The organism is Shewanella vaxholmensis (assembly GCF_031932135.1).
In the GTDB taxonomy this organism is placed as follows: Bacteria; Pseudomonadota; Gammaproteobacteria; order Enterobacterales; family Shewanellaceae; genus Shewanella; species Shewanella hafniensis.
This window is the reverse complement of sequence record NZ_JAUOEV010000023.1, coordinates 49,544-69,845: the sequence shown is the minus strand read 5'-3', so window position 1 is coordinate 69,845 and position 20,302 is coordinate 49,544. Positions and strand designations below refer to the sequence as shown.

Annotated in this window: 20 protein-coding genes; 11 read left to right on the top strand and 9 right to left on the bottom strand. The window is 46.2% G+C overall.

Annotation, left to right across the window (positions count from 1 at the left end):
• Positions 1-179 precede the first annotated feature (179 nt).
• From Q4Q46_RS17680 to rnd, 4 genes are all read left to right on the top strand, one after another.
• Positions 180-992: a class I SAM-dependent methyltransferase gene (locus Q4Q46_RS17680; protein ID WP_311906631.1), complete on the top strand. Its 813-nt coding sequence runs from the start codon at positions 180-182 to the stop codon at positions 990-992.
• 21 nt (positions 993-1,013) lie between these two features.
• Positions 1,014-1,880, top strand: coding sequence for an alpha/beta fold hydrolase (locus Q4Q46_RS17675; protein ID WP_311906630.1), 867 nt, complete (start codon positions 1,014-1,016; stop codon positions 1,878-1,880).
• 201 nt (positions 1,881-2,081) lie between these two features.
• Complete coding sequence (fadD, locus tag Q4Q46_RS17670) at positions 2,082-3,755, top strand: long-chain-fatty-acid--CoA ligase FadD (RefSeq protein WP_311906629.1); 1,674 nt, start codon at positions 2,082-2,084, stop codon at positions 3,753-3,755.
• A gap of 70 nt (positions 3,756-3,825) precedes the next feature.
• Positions 3,826-4,935: a ribonuclease D gene (rnd, locus tag Q4Q46_RS17665; protein WP_311906628.1), complete on the top strand. Its 1,110-nt coding sequence runs from the start codon at positions 3,826-3,828 to the stop codon at positions 4,933-4,935.
• Between the two features lie 138 nt (positions 4,936-5,073).
• On the opposite strand, the gene minE is transcribed toward rnd, so the two are convergent.
• The 3 genes from minE to minC are packed head-to-tail and all read right to left on the bottom strand — an operon-like array spanning position 5,074 to position 6,836.
• On the bottom strand, positions 5,074-5,331 hold the full coding sequence (gene minE, locus Q4Q46_RS17660; RefSeq protein WP_028760193.1) for a cell division topological specificity factor MinE: 258 nt from the start codon (positions 5,329-5,331) through the stop codon (positions 5,074-5,076).
• 2 nt (positions 5,332-5,333) lie between these two features.
• A complete protein-coding gene (minD, locus tag Q4Q46_RS17655) occupies positions 5,334-6,143 on the bottom strand; it encodes a septum site-determining protein MinD (protein ID WP_006086391.1) in 810 nt (269 codons plus the stop codon).
• A gap of 27 nt (positions 6,144-6,170) precedes the next feature.
• The gene (gene minC / locus Q4Q46_RS17650) at positions 6,171-6,836 is read right to left on the bottom strand and encodes a septum site-determining protein MinC (RefSeq protein WP_006081363.1); all 666 of its coding nucleotides are present in this window, start codon (positions 6,834-6,836) and stop codon (positions 6,171-6,173) included.
• 123 nt (positions 6,837-6,959) lie between these two features.
• On the opposite strand from minC, the gene Q4Q46_RS17645 reads away from it, so the two are divergent.
• Genes Q4Q46_RS17645 through Q4Q46_RS17635 form a run of 3 tightly spaced genes read left to right on the top strand, consistent with a single transcriptional unit; the run spans position 6,960 to position 8,874 of the window.
• A complete protein-coding gene (locus Q4Q46_RS17645) occupies positions 6,960-7,238 on the top strand; it encodes a YcgL domain-containing protein (protein ID WP_006081364.1) in 279 nt (92 codons plus the stop codon).
• 30 nt (positions 7,239-7,268) lie between these two features.
• Positions 7,269-8,381 carry a lytic murein transglycosylase gene (locus Q4Q46_RS17640; protein ID WP_311906627.1) on the top strand — a complete coding sequence of 371 codons (1,113 nt, stop codon included), beginning with the start codon at positions 7,269-7,271 and terminating at the stop codon, positions 8,379-8,381.
• Positions 8,382-8,433: 52 nt separating this feature from the next.
• Entirely contained in the window at positions 8,434-8,874 is a 441-nt protein-coding gene (locus tag Q4Q46_RS17635) for a YcgN family cysteine cluster protein (protein WP_006081366.1), read from the top strand.
• A gap of 215 nt (positions 8,875-9,089) precedes the next feature.
• Here the strand turns inward: Q4Q46_RS17635 and Q4Q46_RS17630 are convergent, their stop codons facing one another.
• Entirely contained in the window at positions 9,090-10,610 is a 1,521-nt protein-coding gene (locus Q4Q46_RS17630) for a methyl-accepting chemotaxis protein (RefSeq protein ID WP_311906626.1), read from the bottom strand.
• A 469-nt stretch (positions 10,611-11,079) separates the two neighbouring features.
• On the opposite strand from Q4Q46_RS17630, the gene pheS reads away from it, so the two are divergent.
• The 4 genes from pheS to lpxM all read left to right on the top strand — a co-directional run bounded on the left by pheS (position 11,080) and on the right by lpxM (position 15,809).
• Positions 11,080-12,063: a phenylalanine--tRNA ligase subunit alpha gene (gene pheS / locus Q4Q46_RS17625; RefSeq protein ID WP_006081368.1), complete on the top strand. Its 984-nt coding sequence runs from the start codon at positions 11,080-11,082 to the stop codon at positions 12,061-12,063.
• Positions 12,064-12,078: 15 nt separating this feature from the next.
• Positions 12,079-14,466, top strand: coding sequence for a phenylalanine--tRNA ligase subunit beta (pheT, locus tag Q4Q46_RS17620; protein ID WP_311906625.1), 2,388 nt, complete (start codon positions 12,079-12,081; stop codon positions 14,464-14,466).
• 3 nt (positions 14,467-14,469) lie between these two features.
• On the top strand, positions 14,470-14,766 hold the full coding sequence (gene ihfA, locus Q4Q46_RS17615; RefSeq protein ID WP_006081370.1) for an integration host factor subunit alpha: 297 nt from the start codon (positions 14,470-14,472) through the stop codon (positions 14,764-14,766).
• A 104-nt stretch (positions 14,767-14,870) separates the two neighbouring features.
• A complete protein-coding gene (lpxM, locus tag Q4Q46_RS17610; protein ID WP_311906624.1) occupies positions 14,871-15,809 on the top strand; it encodes a lauroyl-Kdo(2)-lipid IV(A) myristoyltransferase in 939 nt (312 codons plus the stop codon).
• Positions 15,810-15,966: 157 nt separating this feature from the next.
• Here the strand turns inward: lpxM and hypA are convergent, their stop codons facing one another.
• The 5 genes from hypA to hypB all read right to left on the bottom strand — a co-directional run bounded on the left by hypA (position 15,967) and on the right by hypB (position 19,574).
• Positions 15,967-16,320 (bottom strand): hydrogenase maturation nickel metallochaperone HypA, encoded by a 354-nt coding sequence (gene hypA, locus Q4Q46_RS17605; protein ID WP_311906623.1) that lies wholly within the window; start codon positions 16,318-16,320, stop codon positions 15,967-15,969.
• Positions 16,320-17,336, bottom strand: a complete 1,017-nt coding sequence (gene hypE, locus Q4Q46_RS17600; protein ID WP_311890794.1) for a hydrogenase expression/formation protein HypE — start codon at positions 17,334-17,336, stop codon at positions 16,320-16,322. Before hypE ends, hypA begins: the two co-directional genes overlap by 1 nt.
• Positions 17,329-18,468 (bottom strand): hydrogenase formation protein HypD, encoded by a 1,140-nt coding sequence (hypD, locus tag Q4Q46_RS17595; RefSeq protein ID WP_311906622.1) that lies wholly within the window; start codon positions 18,466-18,468, stop codon positions 17,329-17,331. The genes hypE and hypD overlap by 8 nt, the downstream gene beginning before the upstream one ends.
• Before the next feature lie 63 nt (positions 18,469-18,531).
• Positions 18,532-18,777: a HypC/HybG/HupF family hydrogenase formation chaperone gene (locus tag Q4Q46_RS17590; RefSeq protein WP_012587814.1), complete on the bottom strand. Its 246-nt coding sequence runs from the start codon at positions 18,775-18,777 to the stop codon at positions 18,532-18,534.
• Positions 18,777-19,574, bottom strand: a complete 798-nt coding sequence (gene hypB, locus Q4Q46_RS17585) for a hydrogenase nickel incorporation protein HypB (RefSeq protein WP_311906619.1) — start codon at positions 19,572-19,574, stop codon at positions 18,777-18,779. The genes Q4Q46_RS17590 and hypB overlap by 1 nt, the downstream gene beginning before the upstream one ends.
• Positions 19,575-20,302 lie beyond the last annotated feature (728 nt).

Below are 20,302 nucleotides of genomic sequence, written 5' to 3'. Positions count from 1 at the left end.
TGTGTTTCCTCTGGCTTTTTTCCGCTTTGCGCTTTATTGGTTTAGCTAAAGGTGAATTGACTCATCACTTTGAGCCATAACCACTTATGTCACTCAAACCTAGGTTTTACGACTTCTATTCCTTGGATTTTTGGCCATTGGCTGCTAGCTTAAGCCTTCGGTATCCATGGAGAATTACAATGAAAAAAGTCACCTTAGTTGCCAGTCTATTGCTTGCTGGTTTATGTTCGAGTGTTACCTACGCCGATGAAAGTTTAGATAAAGTCTTAAAAAGCGATTTTCGTCAGGCTAAAAATGCCAGCCGTGACGTTTATCGTCATCCCGCTGAAACCTTAAGTTTTTTTGGTATTACCCCAACACAAACTGTGATTGAACTCTGGCCAGGTAATGGTTGGTATAGCGAAATATTAGGGCCTTATTTAGCCAAAGAAGGCCAATATATCGCCGCCAGTTTTGAAACTGCTCCCGCAACGGACACGCCTGGAAATCGCTATCGCGCCAACGCTGGTACTAAGTATGCTGCGTGGATGACGGCTAATAAAGACGCATTTGGTCATGCCAAAATGGTCACTTTCGATCCCCCAAATAAGATGGATTTAGGCGCCGATGGCAGTGCCGATCTGGTATTAACCTTCCGTAATCTTCATAACTGGGCATCGAGTGATCAGTTAGAGAATGTGTTTGCCGCGTCATATAAAGTATTGAAAGACGGCGGTGTCTTTGGTGTGGTGGAGCATAGAGCCAACGAAGGGATGAATTTTAGCACTGGCTATATGGATCAAGCGGCCATGGTTGCTCTAGCCAAAAAAGCCGGTTTCACCTTAGTTGAAAGCGCCGAAATCAATGCAAACCCCAAAGATACTAAGGATTACGCCAAAGGTGTTTGGACGCTACCGCCATCCTTTGCTTTGGGTGACACGGATAAAGAAAAATTCCAAGCGATCGGTGAAAGTGATCGTATGACACTCAAATTTGTCAAAAAATCATCTTAATCACCTGACATCAGAGGCATTATGTGGCAATCTCTCGCCCCCCAAAATCAAATCGAATTTGTATTACCTCATATTAAGGTCGCGGGCCGATTATGGGGGGCGAAGGATAAACCTTTATTACTGGCCTTACATGGCTGGTTAGATAACGCCAACAGTTTTGAGCCCTTAGCGGCATATTTACTCGATTATCAAGTGCTCGCCATTGATTGGCCTGGACACGGTTTTTCGGCGCACAGGCCGGGGCATTATCCGCTGCATTGGATTGATTACTTGTATGATTTGGATGCGCTATTAACGGCATTACCGCAAAAGCCTGTGGCTATGGTGGGGCATTCGCTCGGTGGCATTATTGCCTCGGCGTATACGGCGACCTTTCCTGAAAAGGTCAACAAGCTGGTATTGATTGAAGCGTTAAGTCCTTTGTCAGAGTCGCCAACGCAGGCGAAAGCACGACTAAGGAAAAGCTTCTATCAACACGAGAAGTATTTAACCCAGAAGCATGGGCAGGCAAAAATTTACGACAGCATAGATACCGCAGTGCGGGCGAGGGCACATTTAACAGGACTTGCCGAACCTTGGTGTCGTCTGTTGCTCGATCGCAATATGCAACCCGAAGGTGAGGGCATAGGTTGGCGCAGTGATCCTCGATTGAGATTAGATTCACCCCAACGGCTAACCTTCGCCCAAGTTGATGCCTTGATGCAGGACATCAATATTGAAACCTTATTAGTGTGTGGCAAACAAGGATTTAGCCAGTTGCAGACCGCCATACCTAAGGCGCGAACTTGGTTCAAACATTTGTCTGAACATATAATCGAGGGCGATCATCATGTGCACATGGACAATGCTGAAGGCGTTGCACGCTTGATCCGCGAATTCGTTAAATAGGCTGCTTTTGCCGCCCTAAAAAAGACGCTAGGTTTTTTGTTTTTTTTATGTGATGATGATCAAAATTAAAACGCTCGTATGATTTATGACGAGTCAATCAATAACTATAAAATGTAAGCCGGTATTTTAACTCGGTATTTATCGAGTCTTGACGCTTGTATGGATATTGTTTCCGCAGTTGTGGGGATTTAGGAGAGAGTAGTGGATCAGCCTTGGATTAATCATTTGCCAAAAGATGTGCCTGCTGAAATTAATGTGGAGCAGTACTCATCGCTTGTTGATATGTTCGAAACAGCGGTGGCTAAGTATGAAGACCAGCCTGCATTTATCAACATGGGTGCCACGCTAACCTATCGTAAATTGGAAGAACGCAGCCGTGCATTCGCCGCGTATCTACAAAATGAATTAAAGCTTAAAAAGGGCGATCGTGTCGCCTTAATGATGCCAAACCTGTTGCAATACCCGATTGCACTGTTTGGGGTTTTACGTGCTGGTATGGTGGTCGTTAACGTTAACCCGCTATATACCCCGCGCGAACTTAAACATCAGTTGATTGACTCGGGCGCCAAAGCCATAGTTGTAGTGTCAAACTTCGCCCGCACCTTAGAAGAAGTTGTCGAACAAACGCCCGTTGAAAGCGTCATTATCACCAGTTTAGGTGACCAATTAAGTGCGCCAAAACGCACCTTAGTGAACTTTGTGGTGAAGTACATTAAGAAGCTCGTCCCTAAATACGACTTACCCCACGCACTATCTATGCGAGATACCTTATCAACCGGTCGTCGCATGCAATACATTAAACCTGAAGTCACTAACGACGACTTAGCGTTTTTGCAATATACAGGCGGCACAACTGGGGTGTCTAAAGGCGCGATGTTGACCCATGGCAATATCGTCGCCAACGTATTGCAGGCCGATGGCGCTTATTCGCCCGCCTTAAACGATGGCAGCGAGTTTGTTGTAACTGCTTTGCCGCTGTATCACATCTTCGCGTTGACCGTGAATTGCCTGCTGTTTTTGCACAAAGGCAGCCAGAACTTACTTATCACCAATCCTCGTGATATCCCAGGATTTGTGGCCGAGTTGAAAAAGTATCCTTTCACTGCATTGACTGGGGTAAACACCTTGTTTAACGCGTTAGTGAACAGTGATGATTTTTCCCAGTTGGATTTTTCGCGCTTGAAACTGTCTATCGGTGGCGGCATGGCGGTACAAAAAGCCGTGGCGGATAAATGGCAAGCCATCACTAAGACCCGTTTACTCGAAGGTTATGGTCTGACGGAAGCCTCACCTTTATTAACCTGTTGCCCATATAATTTAGATGGTTATAACGGTTCAATTGGTTTCCCTGCACCTTCGACACTCATTCAAATCCGTGACGATGACGGCAAGGTATTAGCCCAAGGCGAAACCGGTGAGCTGTTTGGTAAAGGCCCACAGGTGATGAAAGGCTATTGGCAACGTCCTGAAGAAACCGCCAAAGTGATCGACACCGACGGCTGGTTAGCCACGGGCGATATTGGTTACATGGATGAGAAAGGCTTCTTCTATATTGTCGATCGTAAGAAAGACATGATCTTAGTTTCAGGCTTTAATGTATTCCCTAATGAAGTCGAAGAAGTGGTCGCACTGCATCCTAAAGTGATTGAAGTGGCCGCTGTCGGTGTACCAAACGACGCCAGTGGTGAGTTAGTGAAGGTATTTGTGGTGGCAAAAGATAAATCTTTAACCGCTGAAGACATCATTAAGCACTGCCGTATTCATTTAACGGGATATAAAGTACCGAAGCTGGTAGAATTTAGGGACGAGTTACCTAAAACCAACGTGGGTAAAATCTTGCGACGAGAGCTTAGAGACGAAGCTAAGCGCGCGTAAGATTGAAGCCGGCATTTGCCGGCTTTTGTTTTTATGGACTGTGATTGACCCACAGGATCTGGAGAAGAATTTGTCAGCGTTTCAATATGTGAGTGATGAAGCAAGCCTTAATGCCCTCGTTGCCCAATATAAACAGAGTAAGATACTCGTGTTAGATACCGAGTTTGTTCGTACTCGTACTTATTATGCCAAGTTAGGTTTGATCCAAGCCTATGATGGTAAAACCTTAGCTTTGATTGATCCTGTGGCTTTACCTGATTTAGCCCAGTTTTGGGCGCTGTTATCGGACCCGAATATCATTAAGCTTGTGCATTCCTGCAGTGAAGACTTAGAAGTGTTTGCCCATTATGGTAAATGTCAGCCTACGCCTTTGTTTGATAGCCAAATTGCCGCCTCTTTGTGCGGTATGGGTCATGGTGTGGGTTATGCCAAGTTAGTTGAAACTTGCCTTGGTGAAGTAATCGATAAAGGTGAATCGCGTACAGATTGGATCCGTCGTCCTTTAACGGAAGCCCAGTTAAGCTACGCCGCCAATGACGTCCTGTATTTGTATCAGCTCTATCCTCAACTTGAAGCGAAACTCAGCGCCCAAGGGCGTTTAGCTTGGTTATACGAGGAAGGGGAAAGGATGACCCAGGGCAGGCTTGCCGATCCTGATCTCGACACGGCTTATTTGAAAGTGAAAAATGCTTTCCAACTGACTGAAATCCAATTGGCTTACCTTAAAGTGCTTGCTAAGTGGCGTCTTGAAAAAGCCTTAGTGCGTGATTTAGCTCTAGGTTTTGTGGTCAAAGATCATGGTCTTATCGCATTAGCGAAGAAGCAAGCTAAATCCTCGGCCGACTTGTTTAAGCTCAATGATTTGACTGAGCAAGAAAAACGTATCCACGGCAAAGATTTATTACGTGTGCTGCAAACCGCTGATTTGGTCAATTTACCCGAATTAGTGGATGTGTTGGCGTTAAAATCAGGCTACAAATCGGCCTTTAAGGCGATTAAAAGCTGCTTAGTCGAGTTGTGCGAACAGCATGATGTGCCGCAGGAAATGCTCGGCTCTAAACGTCATATCCATGAGTTTTTGCAATGGCGTTGGGATAAGCAACAAGGGGATTTACCCGCGGTGTTATGCGGATGGCGAGGCGAGATTGCCGCTGAGTCCCTAGCTAAGCTTGAGGTCTAAGGCTTTTAATCTAGTATTTAAATCTTGCGCGTGAAGTCTTGTACTTTATGCGCAGTATTTGAAACTTATCGATAGCCGAAAAACAGCCAACAAAAAGCGTCATCTTCTTCAGAAGATGACGCTTTTTGCGTAATCGACTTATCTGTCAGGCAATGTGACGTTAAGTTCGAGTACCGACAGGTTCGCGTCGTTTTGATCTAACTGCACAGAAACTTGATCATCAGAAATCGGCACATATTTGCGAATAACGGCAATGATCTCTTGTTTCATCTGTGGGAAATAATCGGGAGTGTCCCTTTGTCCACGTTGATGAGCCACAATGATCTGTAGGCGCTCTTTAGCCATTACCGCAGTGCTAGGCTTTTTCTTGCTTTTGAAATAGTCGAGTAAAGACATAATTAGCTACCAAATATCCGTTGTAAGAAACCTTTCTTTTCTTCCGTAATAAAGCGTACTGGGACATCTTCGCCCAGTAAACGTGCAACTGTGTCACTGTAGGCTAAACCTGCATCACTTTCTTGATCGATAATCACAGGCACGCCTGAGTTAGAGGCTTTCAGTACCGATTGTGACTCAGGTATCACGCCGAGTAACTCAATGGCCAGAATTTCTTGAACATCATCAACACTCAACATTTCGCCTGATTTTACACGGCTCGGTGAATAACGAGTCAGCAGTAAGTATTCTTTGATTGGCTCAAGGTTTAGCTCGGCGCGGCGTGATTTGCTCTGCAGCATCCCTAAAATACGGTCTGAGTCGCGTACTGAACTGACTTCTGGGTTAGTTGTCACAATGGCGATATCGGCAAAATACAGTGCCATCATAGCGCCTTGCTCAATCCCCGCAGGTGAATCACACAGAATAAACTCAAAGTCTTTGGCTAAATCGTCTAGAACACGGCCAACACCTTCTTTGGTCAGTGCATCTTTATCACGGGTCTGTGAAGCGGGTAAAACGAATAACTTGTCGCAGCGTTTATCTTTGATCAGCGCTTGATTTAAATTGGCTTCACCATTGATCACATTGACGAAGTCATAAACCACACGACGCTCGCAACCCATGATCAAGTCTAAATTCCGTAAACCAATGTCGAAATCAATAACGACTGTCTTGTGTCCTTGCATGGCAAGACCGGTCGCAATTGCAGCACTCGATGTGGTTTTACCTACGCCGCCTTTACCTGAAGTGACAACAATAATTTGTGCCATGTTTCTCTCTATCCTTTGTTCTGCCATTTAGAGGGGCAATGATTCAACCATAAGCGACTCACCGTCTAGGCGAATGCAGCCGCTTTTATCTGAGCTATGTTGTTGTAGATTTTCAGCGAGCCAATATTGCCCTGCTATTGAAACGAGTTCGGCCTCCAGAGAGTGGGCTATGATGACGGCACTGGTATCGCCCGCCGCGCCCGCCATGGCTTTCCCTCGTAATGCGCCATAGATATGAATGCTACCATCTGCGATGACTTCTGCGCCATTGCCTACCGCACCAAATATGATTAAATCACCATTTTTTGCGTAGACTTGTTGGCCTGAACGAATATTTTGCTTCACTATCTTAGTTTGGCGAGGTGCAGGCGGTGGCGTACTGCTCTGTTTTCCGGCTTTGACTATGGCAAGGCCTAAGTCTTTAGCCTGTTTGCTGAGTACGGTTGTCGCGCCCGTTATGCCAACAATCACTAATTGACGTGAGATCAGCAGATCCTTTAACGCACTTAAATTTAAGCTGTCGTGTTGGATCGCACTCAGATTGACGACTAAAGGAGCACCCAGAAAAAACTGAGGAGCTTGTGCCAACTTACTGTCTAATTCAGTCATGACAGCTTGTAAATCGCTGCTATTAATATGAAGCACTGAAAGAGTAAAAGAAGCGCCTTTTAACTCTAAGCTAGGTTTTGACATCCCGGCACTATTCTCCAGAAATCATCAGTCGGTTCGCTGATTTTACAATTAAATTACTAGGCGACCATGTTATAGTGTGCCCCATTGACTGGCAAGTTTGAACTATTGGATATTTGTACTCTTATGCTATGTGCCGTTTATAAAAGTAGCCGAAAGGCTGATACTTATTTATTTGTGAAGAAAAGAGATTGTTTTGATGATGTTCCAGCGCCTTTGATGGAAATGTTCGGCGTGCCAAAGCTGGTGATGGTGTTTCCTATTGCGAAACGTGACGCGTTAGGCATGGCAGATATTCAAAAGGTAAGAGCTGCGATGGAAGAAAACGGCTTTTATTTACAAATTCCGCCACCTCAGGTGAATTTATTGGCCGAGCATAAGCTCAGTCTTGGGATCAAAGATTAAGCCAATAGCATAAAAATAACAGGAAGGTATATGCATCGATACCGTACTTATCTAACCCAAGCTTATCAAACCAATGCTTTCCCAGTTAAGGTTTGTCAATTTGGGGTTTATCAGAATAAGCTTTATCGACTCGCAGCATATATCTTCGCTCCCATCAGGGCATTTGTCTGTTTCATCATTTGGCTGAGTGCGTGCAGTTTGCCAGCCATGGCGCAGCAGTCGGATGAGAAAATCAGCTTTAGTGATTATTTAATTCAGCTAAAGCAAGAAGCCCGTCTTCAGGGCATCAGCCAAGCGACCTTAGATTTAGCCTTTCCCCAGATCAAACTCTTCAAAAAAGCTCGAGCGACAGACAGCCTCCAGACTGACAAAACTCACAACCTCGATACTTATCTCGCCGACACTGTGCCCGAGTGGAAAGTTGACACCGCACGTGTGCTGTTTAAAGAGCATGAACAACAACTCAACGCCATCGCCAGCCAATACTCTGTTCAGCCACGCTTCTTAGTCGCGCTCTGGGGGCTTGTCTCCGACTTTGGTGAAGCTTCTGGAGATTATCCTGTGTTATCTGTGACGGCGTCACTGGCCTTTGGCGGCGAGCGCGAAGCTTTCTTCAAAAAAGAGTTTATTGCAGCGCTCAGCATAATGGATAAAGATCATATCGGTTTTCAAGATCTTAAAAGTCGTTGGAATGGCGCCATGGGACAAACGCAGCTGATGCCAACGGATTATCTTGCCTATGGGCAGGACGGCGATGGTGACGGTAAGAAAGACATTTGGCACAACACACAAGATGCGTTTGCCTCCGCGGCGCATTTGCTACAGCAACTCGGTTGGAACGGCGATGATACTTGGGGGCGACAAGTACAAGTGCCTGCAACGCTTGATTTGGCCGTCGCTGGATTAGATAAACCCCAGTCCTTAGCCCAGTGGCAAACTCTCGGTATTCGCAAGTTTGATCATACCGATTTGCCGTCCCGCGAAGAAATCAAGGCCTCGCTAATCATGCCCGATGGTGTTACCGGTCGAAAATACCTCGTTTATGGCAATTACCGCGTATTAATGCACTGGCAGAATACCGATTATTTCGGGATTTCTGTCGCGCATCTGTCCGAGAGAATAAAGTATCCGCCGATAAACTAGTGTAAAATAGCTCGCATTAAGCGGGCTTTTTATTGAGAAGATACAGTTAATCATGGCATTTTGGCAGAGCAAAACATTAGCGCAGATGAGCGCAACCGAGTGGGAATCCCTGTGTGACGGTTGTGGTAAATGTTGTTTAAACAAGTTGATAGATGATGAAACCGAAGACTTGTATTACACCAATGCGGCCTGCCTTTTGCTCGATCATCAAACGGCGGGCTGTCAGCATTACAGTGACCGTTTCACCCATGTCCCTCAATGTACTGTGATCACGATTGATAATATCCATGAGTTAACTTGGCTTCCCGACAGTTGCGCATATCGCCGCTTAGCGGCAGGGCGTGAGCTACCGAGCTGGCATCCGCTGCTGACTGGCTCTAAAGAAGCGATGCATTTAGCGGGCATGTCGATCCAAGGTAAAGTAGTCGATGAAAGACGCGTGAAGGATATTGAAGATCATATCGTGCTATGGCCACTCAAAGATGTGGATTAACAGACGTGGATTAATTTTTACCGTCGCGTTGTCGATTGAAAAGTGACTTATTGATTGAAAAGTGAATTATTGGTTGAAACGACACTGGTTGATTGAAAAAACAGTAGTTGATTGGACCGTTACCGTCAGAATGAAAAAACAACTAGGGAGCGATTATCGCTCCCTTGTGCATTTTGGGTGTTAAGTTAATTTAAACTTCGTCAAATAACCCTCGACTAGATTTTTAATCCCACCATCAACTGATCAAGCTGCCCAGCTGTTGCTTGCAGCTCATCACAACCTGAAACCGACTGGTTCGCCGATTGCTCCACATCGTGGGACTGGTTGCGGATTTCCATCAGGTTAGTCGCAATCTCGTTGGCCACAGCCGATTGTTCTTCGGCCGAGGTCGCAATAAGTACACTCATTTCAAACACTTTATTACTGTGGAGGGCGATAAACTCTAAGTCTTTACCCGTTTGCAGTACGTGTTGTTTGCCTTCATTCGCTTGACTCACAGTACGCGACATCACTTGGGTTAGATTGCGCGTACCCGATTGCAGCGATTCGATCATGGTTTTGATCTCAACCGTCGCGGCTTGAGTGCGGCCCGCTAAGGTACGAACTTCATCGGCGACCACGGCAAAACCACGACCTTGTTCACCGGCGCGCGCCGCTTCAATCGCCGCGTTGAGGGCGAGTAGGTTGGTTTGCTGGGAAATCGCATTAATAGTTGATACCACTTCATCAATTTTACTGGCGTTGTCATTGAGTACGCCCACCGCATTCGAGGCTGAGGAGATCTCATCCGATAACACATCGATGGCTTTGACTGTGGTTTCAATGTCTTTACCGCCCGCGCTAACTTGTTGATTAGCCTCTTGAGTTTCGGCAGAAGATTGCTCGGCATTGCGGGCGACTTCTTTCACTGCGGCGGTCATTTCTTCCATCGCCGTCGCTAGGGAGTCCAAATGTTGTCTCTGGTTCACCGCCAAGGATTGACCTTGTTGCGCTGTGCTACGAAACGAGGACACTACCTCACGGATTTTCGTTGTCGACTCGGCGATTTGTTTCACTAAAAGATGCTGACGCTCCACTAAGGCATCAATACTGATGGCTAAGATACTGAATTCGTCCTTTACTTCGAAGAAGTTTAAACGCCCCGTCAAATCGCCCGATGCGGCGCGTTTTAGTGCCATCACTGTGGTATAAAGTGCGCCGCCCACGAAGGTCGAAATGTAGTAGCTAAATAAAAACAACACGAACAGAAGCGCCGCCATCAGGCCGTAAACCAGCAGGTTATCTTTGGCGAGCAGGGCATCAATTTCTTTGCTGTCGAAGGGAATAATCGTGATCAGGTTTTGATCGTTAACGCGACTCACAGCTCGAGGTTGCTTACCGCTATCATCAATACCGCCACCGCTGCGAGCTAAGGATTGCGCTTTGCTGTCGGCTTCATTCACCGAAATAATGCTGACATTGCCTTTGATTTCGCGACTTAGCTGGCTAAGGATAGTTTGGCGTTCTTGCTCTGGTAGTTTGTTATATAAGCTGCCTGTGACTTGGTTGATTTGTTGTGACGCATTTTGAAGACCGTTGAGCTGTCCTTGCACTAAGGTTTGCTGGGATTGGTTATCAAGAAAAATCGCCAGTCCAACAATCATTAGCATGGGAACGATAGAGAGAATAGCGAATTTAGTTTTTAAGGTCATATGGATAAGATATTGATCTATCCAGCGAAACTTTACTTCTTTCATGAGTGCCTCGATAAAATGGGCTGTGAACCGAATGTATATCGGTCAGTTTGCCATAGACTTGATAGTTTTCTGTTTTGTAATGATTTATGTTGCTAATGTAGTCTAATTGCAGTCGTTATTGTGTTGTTTGCTGCAATTTTGGCAGGGTACAGGCATTAGTTTACAGTTTAGTTACAAATGCTGCTAGTGGCTGAATAGGGAACTTGTTTCGGTCAGAATTGAGGTTTGGATTTCACCTTGAGCAAAACTCAGGCTCTGAACTGGGGTAACACATGAATTTGCATGATAAAAACCCCCAATAAGCCCTAGTAATATGCCGCTCGCTCGCGTAAAATTTCTATCCTTTTATTTCGTTATAGCTAGCAAAGCGTCTGGCATTAACGCCCGATAACCTGAGCACCCAAATAGCCTGAAAGTTTGGCGCCCATAGCACTTGTTTATCAAGCGCGACTATGCAGTGGAAGAGAAAATGCAGCAGTTAACTGAGATCGTAGAACAAGCCTTAGTCATTATTGACCAGGCCAGTGATCTAAAAGCACTGGATGATATCCGTGTCGATTACCTTGGTAAGAAAGGTAAGATCACCGACATGATGAAAATGATGGGTAGCTTAAGCCCTGAAGAAAAGCCAGCCTTTGGCCAAGCGGTCAATGATGCTAAACAGGCTATTCAACAAAAATTAACTGAGCGCATCGATGGTCTGAAGAGTTCGGAACTGGAAGCCAAATTAATCGCTGAAAAGATTGATGTGACTTTGCCAGGCCGCACCCAAGAGATCGGTGGCTTACATCCAGTGACGCGTACCATTGAACGTATCGAAACCTTTTTCGGGGAATTAGGGTTCTCGGTAAAGCAGGGGCCTGAAATTGAAGATGATTTCCACAATTTCGATGCGCTGAATATCTCTGAGCACCATCCTGCGCGTGCTGATCATGATACCTTTTATTTCAATCCTAAACTGATGCTGCGTACCCAAACTTCGGGCGTGCAAATCCGTACTATGGAAACTGAAAAGCCACCATTACGCATTATTTCTCCGGGTCGTGTTTATCGTAACGATTACGACCAAACGCACACGCCAATGTTCCACCAAGTGGAAGGGCTTTTGGTTGATGAGCATGTGAACTTTGCCGAATTGAAAGGCATTTTGCATGACTTCCTGCGTAACTTCTTCGAAGAAGATCTGCAAGTGCGTTTCCGTCCATCTTACTTCCCATTCACTGAACCTTCAGCAGAAGTAGACGTGATGGGCAAAAATGGTAAATGGCTAGAAGTGCTTGGCTGCGGTATGGTACATCCGAATGTGCTGCGCAGCGTTGGCATAGATCCAGAAAAATACTCTGGTTTTGCTTTTGGTATGGGTGTCGAGCGTTTAACTATGTTGCGTTACGGCGTAAACGATTTACGTGCGTTTTTCGAAAACGACCTACGTTTCCTGAAGCAATTTAAATAACGGAGCTGTAATAGCATGAAATTTAGCGAATCTTGGCTTCGTGAATGGGTAAACCCTTCAGTCAGCCGTGAAGCATTATCCCACCAGATCACTATGGCCGGTCTCGAAGTCGATGACGTTGAAGCCGTAGCAGCCGATTTTAGCGGTGTCGTGATTGGTGAAGTGGTGGAGTGTGGTCAGCATCCCGATGCCGATAAACTGCGCGTGACCAAAATCAACGTAGGTGGTAGCGAACTTATCGATATCGTCTGCGGTGCACCAAACTGCCGTCAGGGTCTTAAAGTGGCCGTGGCTATGGTTGGCGCCGTATTACCTGGTGATTTCAAAATCAAGAAAGCTAAGCTGCGTGGCATGCCATCAGAAGGCATGTTGTGCTCGTACAGTGAGCTTGGCATCAACGTCGAAAGCGATGGCATTATCGAATTGCCATTGGACGCGCCGCTTGGCACTGACATCCGTGATTATCTGCAACTTAACGATGCCGTTATCGATGTGGATTTAACCGCTAACCGTGCCGATTGCTTAGGCATGGCAGGCCTTGCCCGTGAAGTGGGCGTGTTAAACCGCCAAGCCGTGGTTGAGCCACAGTGGCAAGCCGTCACGCCAACGACAGATGCACAGGTCACGATTAACGTTAAGGCGCCAGCCGCTTGTCCACGTTACTTAGGCCGTGTGGTTAAAAACGTCAATGTGAAAGCGCCTACGCCATTATGGATGCAGGAAAAACTGCGCCGTAGCGGTATTCGCTCTATCGATCCTATCGTTGATATCACTAACTTTGTGTTGATTGAATTCGGTCAACCTATGCACGCTTTCGATCTTGCCAAGTTAACGGGCGATATCCAAGTGCGTTTAGGCACTGGCGAAGAGAAAATCACCCTGCTTGATGGCAGCGAAGTCACTATTCCCAGCGATACCTTAGTGATCGCCGATGATGCGCGTCCATTAGCCCTTGCAGGCGTGTTTGGCGGCGAATACTCAGGCGTGAGCGACACGACCCAAGACATACTGCTTGAATGTGCGTTCTTCGCGCCTCTTGCCATTATGGGTAAGTCACGTCGTTTAGGTTTGCACACAGACTCATCACACCGCTTTGAGCGTGGCGTTGACCCTGAGATGCAACACAAGGTTATCGACCGTGCGACCCGCTTAGTGCTGGATATTTGTGGCGGTGAAGCGGGCCCTGTAGTTGAGGCTAAATCAGAGGCTGATTTACCCAAACCAGCACAAATCGTGTTACGTCGTAGCAAGTTAGATAAAATCCTCGGTCACCATGTACCTGATAGCGATGTGGCTGAAATCCTCACGCGTTTAGGTTTTGCTGTCGTTGCAGCAGAGGGAAGCTGGCAGGTCACCACTGCGACTTATCGTTTCGATATGGCGATTGAAGAAGATTTGATTGAAGAAGTGGCGCGTATTTACGGTTATAACAATATCCCGAATATCGCGCCTGTTGCTGCGCTGCGTATGTCAGATCATAAAGAATCTAACTTAAGCCTAAAACGCGTGCGTGCCTTATTGGTCGCTCGCGGCTTCCAAGAAGCGGTAACCTACAGCTTTGTCGATCCCAAATTGCAAAATCTGGTTCACCCTGGTTTAGACGCTATGGTGTTACCAAACCCAATTTCCAGTGAAATGTCGGCCATGCGCCTGTCAATGTTCACCGGTTTATTGGCCGCAGTTGGCTATAACCAAAGTCGTCAACAGAGTCGCGTGAGACTTTTTGAAACTGGCCTGCGCTTTGTTCCTGATATCAATGCAGAATCCGGTGTAAGACAGCAAGCAATGCTCGCTTGTGTCATTACTGGGCTCCAAAATGATGAACATTGGGCTATGGAATCGAAAACTGTTGATTTTTTCGACCTTAAAGGTGATTTAGAAGCAATTATCGGCTTGACAGTTTCCGCATCAGAATTTAGCTTTAGAGGAGCGACGCATTCTGCTCTCCATCCGGGGCAATGTGCTGAAATATTGAGAAATGATCGAGTGATCGGTCATATAGGTGCAATCCATCCTAGTTTGGAGAAGCCTTTTGGACTCAATGGTAAAACCATCGTTTTTGAGTTGGAATTGGATGCTTTATTGCATACCAGTTTGCCGCTAGCCCAAGCTGTATCTAAGTTTCCAGCTAATCGTCGTGACATCGCAGTCGTAGTAGATGAGAGTGTATCTGCAGGTGATGTAATGAAATTGATAAGAAAAGTTGGCGAAAATCAGTTGGTTGGCATAAACTTGTTCGATGTATACTTAGGTAAAGGTGTTGAACCCGGCAAGAAGAGCCTGGCGATAGCACTTACATTACAAGACACTACTCGTACGCTTGAGGAAAAAGAGATTGCTGAGACCGTTGGTTCAGTCGTTTCTGCCCTTAAGTCCGAGTTCAACGCATCGTTGAGGGATTAAAGTATGGCACTTACCAAAGCCGAAATGGCAGAACATCTTTTTGAAACACTCGGAATGAACAAACGTGTCGCCAAAGAGATGGTTGAGTCGTTCTTTGAAGAGATTCGGGGCGCACTTGAAAGTGGTGAGCAGGTCAAGTTATCTGGCTTTGGCAACTTTGACCTTAGGGACAAGAATCAAAGACCGGGAAGGAACCCAAAAACAGGCGAAGATATCCCAATTTCTGCTCGTCGTGTCGTGACTTTCCGTCCCGGCCAAAAGCTGAAAACTCGTGTAGAAGCAGCAAACACGGGTAAGTAATTTCGTTTGTTTGATGGGAAAGCCACTCCTTAGAGAGTGGCTTTCCTGTTTATTTTTTTGTGCAATATCTCCATTATTTCTATCCACTGTCTGAGGTGAATTCTTTGTCAAGACAGCCCAAACATTTTGACCGTCGTTTTAAACCCGCCTTATTACACCCTAAATACTGGGCCACTTGGTTGGCGATTGGTCTATTAGTGATTTTCGGACTCATGCCCGCATGGCTGCGTGATCCCATTGCAAGATTATTGGCAAGATTAGTGATGCCGATTGCCAAAAAACCTATTCGCGTTGCAAGAGCCAACTTAATAGCTTGTTTTCCTGATAAGTCAGCCGCGGAGATCGAAGTATTAATCCGTGAGAACGTACAAAACTTTGTTTTGGTTTTGTTAGCACAGGGCGATTTGCTGGTGCGCTCAAAAGCGCATTTGCGTCGTCGAGTGAATTTAATCGGTTTTGAGCATGTGACGAAAGCACAAGCGGCGGGGCAACCGATCATTTTCATCATGCCCCATGTGTGGCCAATCGATTATGCTGGTTTACGCCTTAACCTTGAGTTGCCTATGGTGACTATGGCCAAAGCCCACAAAAACGGCTTATTCAATTGGTTTAGTAATCGTGTGCGTAGCAGCTGTGGTGGCCATGTGTATATGCGTGAGGCGGGGATTCGGGCGTTGTTAGCTGAGCTTAAGCGTGGTAACAGTTTCTTTTATCTACCCGACGAAGATTTAGGCCCAGAACAAAGCGTGTTTGCGCCATTTTTAGGCACAGTGAAAGCAACGCTGCCTGTCGTTGGGCGTTTAGCACAGGCGGGTAATGCCCAAGTGCTACCTGTAAAGATTGGTTACAACCAAGCGACACGTCAGTTTGATCTCACTGTGATGACGGCGGTTGCGCCCGAAGATATGGTTGGCAAAGAAAACGAGGCGTTGGCGCTGAACAAAGTGGTCGAGCAAGTTATATTAGCTTACCCAGAGCAATATATGTGGTTCCTACGGGTGCTCAAAACGCGCCCAGAGGGTGAAGCTTCTATCTACAGCTGATGTAGCGTGACTGAAAGTAGTGTGGTTTAAAATGGCTTTGAGCGCTGATTGCTCAAAGCCATTTTTTTGAGGAATATTCTTGCTGATAGGACTCTTTATTGATTGAAATCTTTATCGACTCTGCTGTTGTTAACAATGCAGATTACAAATGAAGGATTTAATCTTCCTCCTGCTCCATTTCAAGTTGCATCAGTAGCATATCTTCACCATCGAGTACGCGGGTGCGATAGCTTTGACACGCAGGGCAGATGACCGTGCGCTCACTCAGTACGGATTCAGTCTGGCAGTCTTGGCAAAGTATCACTAGCGGCTGAATTTGCATATTGAGTAGGGCTTCTTTGCAAATCCCATCGAGCTTAAACGTATCGAAGGCCGTTTGTAGCAGGCTAGGTTCAACTCCGCTCATGACGCCTAGTTTGATATCCACTCGGGTGATTTTATCGGCATGATTAGCCAGCGCGTGCTGCTCGCATTGCTCAATCAAGGCACTCACAATTGAATATTCGTGCATCAGCAAATCCTTGGCAGCAGTTCACCCTGGGGAAGATCGAGATAACGCTTGGTATTCCAAGGCGTTCTTAGCACGACTTTCCCTACGAGTTCATCACTCACAGTGCCGATTATCGCTGCATGCTCACAGTGGCCAAAGCGTTGCATGATTTCGAGCGCACCTAAAGCGATGTCGTTGGGGACGGCGAGGATGAAAGTACCTTCGTTGGCAAGATCCATGGCTTCGAAACCATAGAGTTCGCACAGACCTTTGACTTCATCGCTGACGGGAATACTGGCCTCATTCACTGTGATGCCGACATTGGAGGCGACGGCCCATTCGTTGAGCACTGCCGATAAGCCGCCGCGAGTCGCATCTCGCATCGCATGAATGGGAATATTGGCGGCAATCAATTGCTCGACTATCGGCCAGAGCGTGGCGCAGTCACTTTGTAATGCTGATTCGAGCGTGAGTCCTTCACGCGCCATTAAAATCGCTGCGCCGTGGCAACCAATATCACGGGAAACAATAATGGCATCGCCCACTGCAATGTTTGCCGCTGAGATATTCGGACGCAAGATGCGACCAATGCCTGAGGTATTAATAAATAAACCATCGGCGCAGCCCTTGGGTACGACTTTAGTGTCGCCGCAGACAATCCGCGCGCCACTTTGTTTGAGCTCTTTTGCCATGCTGCGGACAATAGCCGTTAAATCATTGATAGAAAAGCCTTCTTCGATGATCACGCTACAGCTCAGATATTGAGGCTCTGCGCCCATCATAGCGAGATCGTTGACTGTGCCTGCGATGGCGAGTTTGCCGATATCGCCGCCGGCAAAAAACAAAGGTGAAACGGTAAAAGAGTCAGTGGTAAAGGCGTTGGCGCCGTGCAAATCGAGTTTGGCAGCGTCTTCTTCGCAACGAAGGATTGGATTATCAAACTCGGCAAAAAAAAGATCACGGATCAGTTTATTCATTTCTTTGCCGCCACCGCCGTGGCTGAGTTGAATGGATTTATCTTTTAGCGTATCAGCCATGATGTGGCTCCTTGATATCGATACCTTGATAGCGGTAATAGGCGTTACATGCACCTTCGGAGCTGACCATGCAGCTGCCTAAGGGCGTTTCTGGATTGCAGCCGCGGCCAAAAACTTTACAGTCCTTTGGTTTAGCAAGCCCGCGAAGAATATCGCCACACTGGCAGGCTTTATGATCGTCAATTTCCTTCACGGGTAAGCAGTCTTTAAAGCGCAGTTCGGCGTCCCTGTGGGCATATTCGGGTTTGAGCTGCAGCGCTGAATTGGGGATAGGACCGAGGCCGCGCCAGCGAAATTGTGGTCTGACATTGAAGAATTGATTCACTTTGGCCTGCGCCGTGAGGTTACCGTCTTCCGATACCGCGCGGCTGTATTGGATATCGAGCTCCGCTTTGCCCGCGGCTTTTTGGCGCACAATCCGTAAAATCGACTCCATCACATCAACGGGTTCAAATCCTGCGACAACCACGGGCGTGCCATAGTTTTCGACTGTGCTGCGATAGATTTTGGCGCCGCTGATCACGCTCACATGGGCGGGGCCAATAAAGGCATTCACTCTGGCTTTCGGGTCGTGCATCACGGCATCAATAGCGGGGGGCACTAATACATGATTGATATGGAATAACAGATTTTCGAGTTTTTCGTGCTCGGCCAGCTGCAATAAAATCGCCGTCATTGGGGTTGAGGTTTCAAAGCCGATGGCAAAGAACACTACGGTTTTATCGGGATTGTCGCGGGCAATTTTGAGCGTATCTAAAGGATCATAAATCGGTCGAATATCGCAGCCTTTCGCCCTAAAGCTGGCTAAGGAACCCTTAGAGCCGGGCACACGGATCATATCGCCTAGCGTGACTAAGATGACATTTTCTTGGGAGGCCAGCGCCGCCGCTTGGTCAATGCGCTCTTTCGGCATAATGCACACAGGACAACCTGGACCGTGGATAAACTCAATATTATCAGGCAGTAAATCCAGTAAGCCGTATTTCATAATAGTGTGAGTATGACCGCCACAGACTTCCATGATATTGATTGGTTGCTTAACTAATTTAGCGGTTAACTGAATATCCCGCGCTAAATTGGTAATCGTTTGGGGATCGCGAAAGCCTTGATAGAGGTGTTTTAGTTCAAGCATGTTCTTTCCTCGGTGCACTCGATAGGGGGCGCGCCTTGCTACTCAATTTTGCACTGTTGATAGTCAGTGTATGGCTTCGTTTTCGAGTTTAGTGACGATTTCTTGGTATAGGTCAATGCTTAGCTGCGCATCTTCCTTATCAATTTTGTTCATCACAAAGCCAATATGGATCAGCACATAGTCGCCAATCTCCAGTGGCTCATTCATCAAATGACTGCTGACATCGCGGCGCACGCCTAAGGTATCGACCGTGACGCTCTGGCGCTCAATATCGACCGCCACCACTTGGGATGGTATGGACAAGCACATTATTGTGCACCTCGAATATTGTCTTTAAGCCAAGCGGCCACAGCCTGCATGGAGCCGCCATCTTTGATGGAGACTTCAATGATTTGAGTTGCTGGATTGAGTTTTTTAAGCTGTGCTCTGGCTTCGTCCAGCTTGAAATCAAAATAGGGCAGTAGATCGCACTTAGTGATAAACACTACATCGGCACGGCGGAACATCACGGGATATTTCTCAATCTTATCATCGCCTTCTGGCACTGACAGCAGCACGATATTTTTGTGGGTACCTACATCATAACTCGCTGGGCAGACAAGATTACCGACGTTTTCGACAAAGCAAATATCCAGCCCTTCAAGTGGCAGATGATGTAGGGCGCCGTGCACCATAAAGGCGTCAAGGTGACAGGCGCTGCCCGTTTGAATTTGATAGGCTGTAATGCCTTTCGCGATTAAGCGGTCGGCATCGCGGGAGGTTTCTAAGTCGCCTTCGATCACCGCATAGTTGAGCTTGGTGTATTCTTTGAGATTTTCTAAAAGGGTTGTTTTACCGCTGCCTGGGCTACTCATGATGTTGAAGGCCGTGATGTTATGTGTCTCAAAGTGGGCGCGGTTATGTCCAGCTTCGATATCATTTTTATCTAAAATTTTGTTGATCACTGACAAGGTTTTTTTATCGTTTAACTGAGGATTGGTGTGTAACTCTTGATGGCTATGCTCATGAGTATGTGAATGGTCATGATTATGCTCATGGCTATGGGCATGCGCGCCTAGATGATCATGATCGTGGCGGGTAAGGGAGCAGCCGCAGTCTTTACACATTTTACCTCTCCTTGAATTGGCAGAGTACGAGGACTTTGCCTGACGAATTGTGAATGCTGATATACGGATCGTTAATTTGGTTACGCTAATGTTGAGTGTGATACAAATTGCGCTGCAGATCTTTGATGTTCGTCAGGTTTATGGGGATAAAAAATGACCGCGCGATATTCGTCGGTCATTTAGTGTGATCGTCTATAACAGGTAGAGGTTCAGACTCAGTTGAGCAACAGTCATCTATTGAAAGGTGATAACTACTTTTGGTGGATTACTCGCAAGAACAAAGGTGCAGCAACAGAGTTTACTGGTATAAAGCATTGAATATAAGAATATTATTCAGGTTCTCCTGTTCGGTTATGTCATGAATTAGAGATGGTTTTTAACCGTTAAATTCACTATGCCATTACACATCAGCAAATTCTTATCAATATTTCAAAAATAATACACGGAGAAAGCTTAAGATCTAAAAATTAATTCAAAAGTATAATGTATCAATGCGTGATTATTCTGTTTATTAGGGTGAGGATTTGAGTCCAAGATAAATCTACAGGAGAGGCTTTCTTAGTTATTTGATTGATATTGTGCTAATTTTGATAATTGAATTTGGTAATTAAATTCCTTCTGTTCAATCTCATGTTTATTAATGTGTTTTAAGCGAATATGTTCAGTTTAAAAACTATGTTATTTACTTATTTCGTATTATTGACTCTGCCTCGTTCGAGCCTAAAATT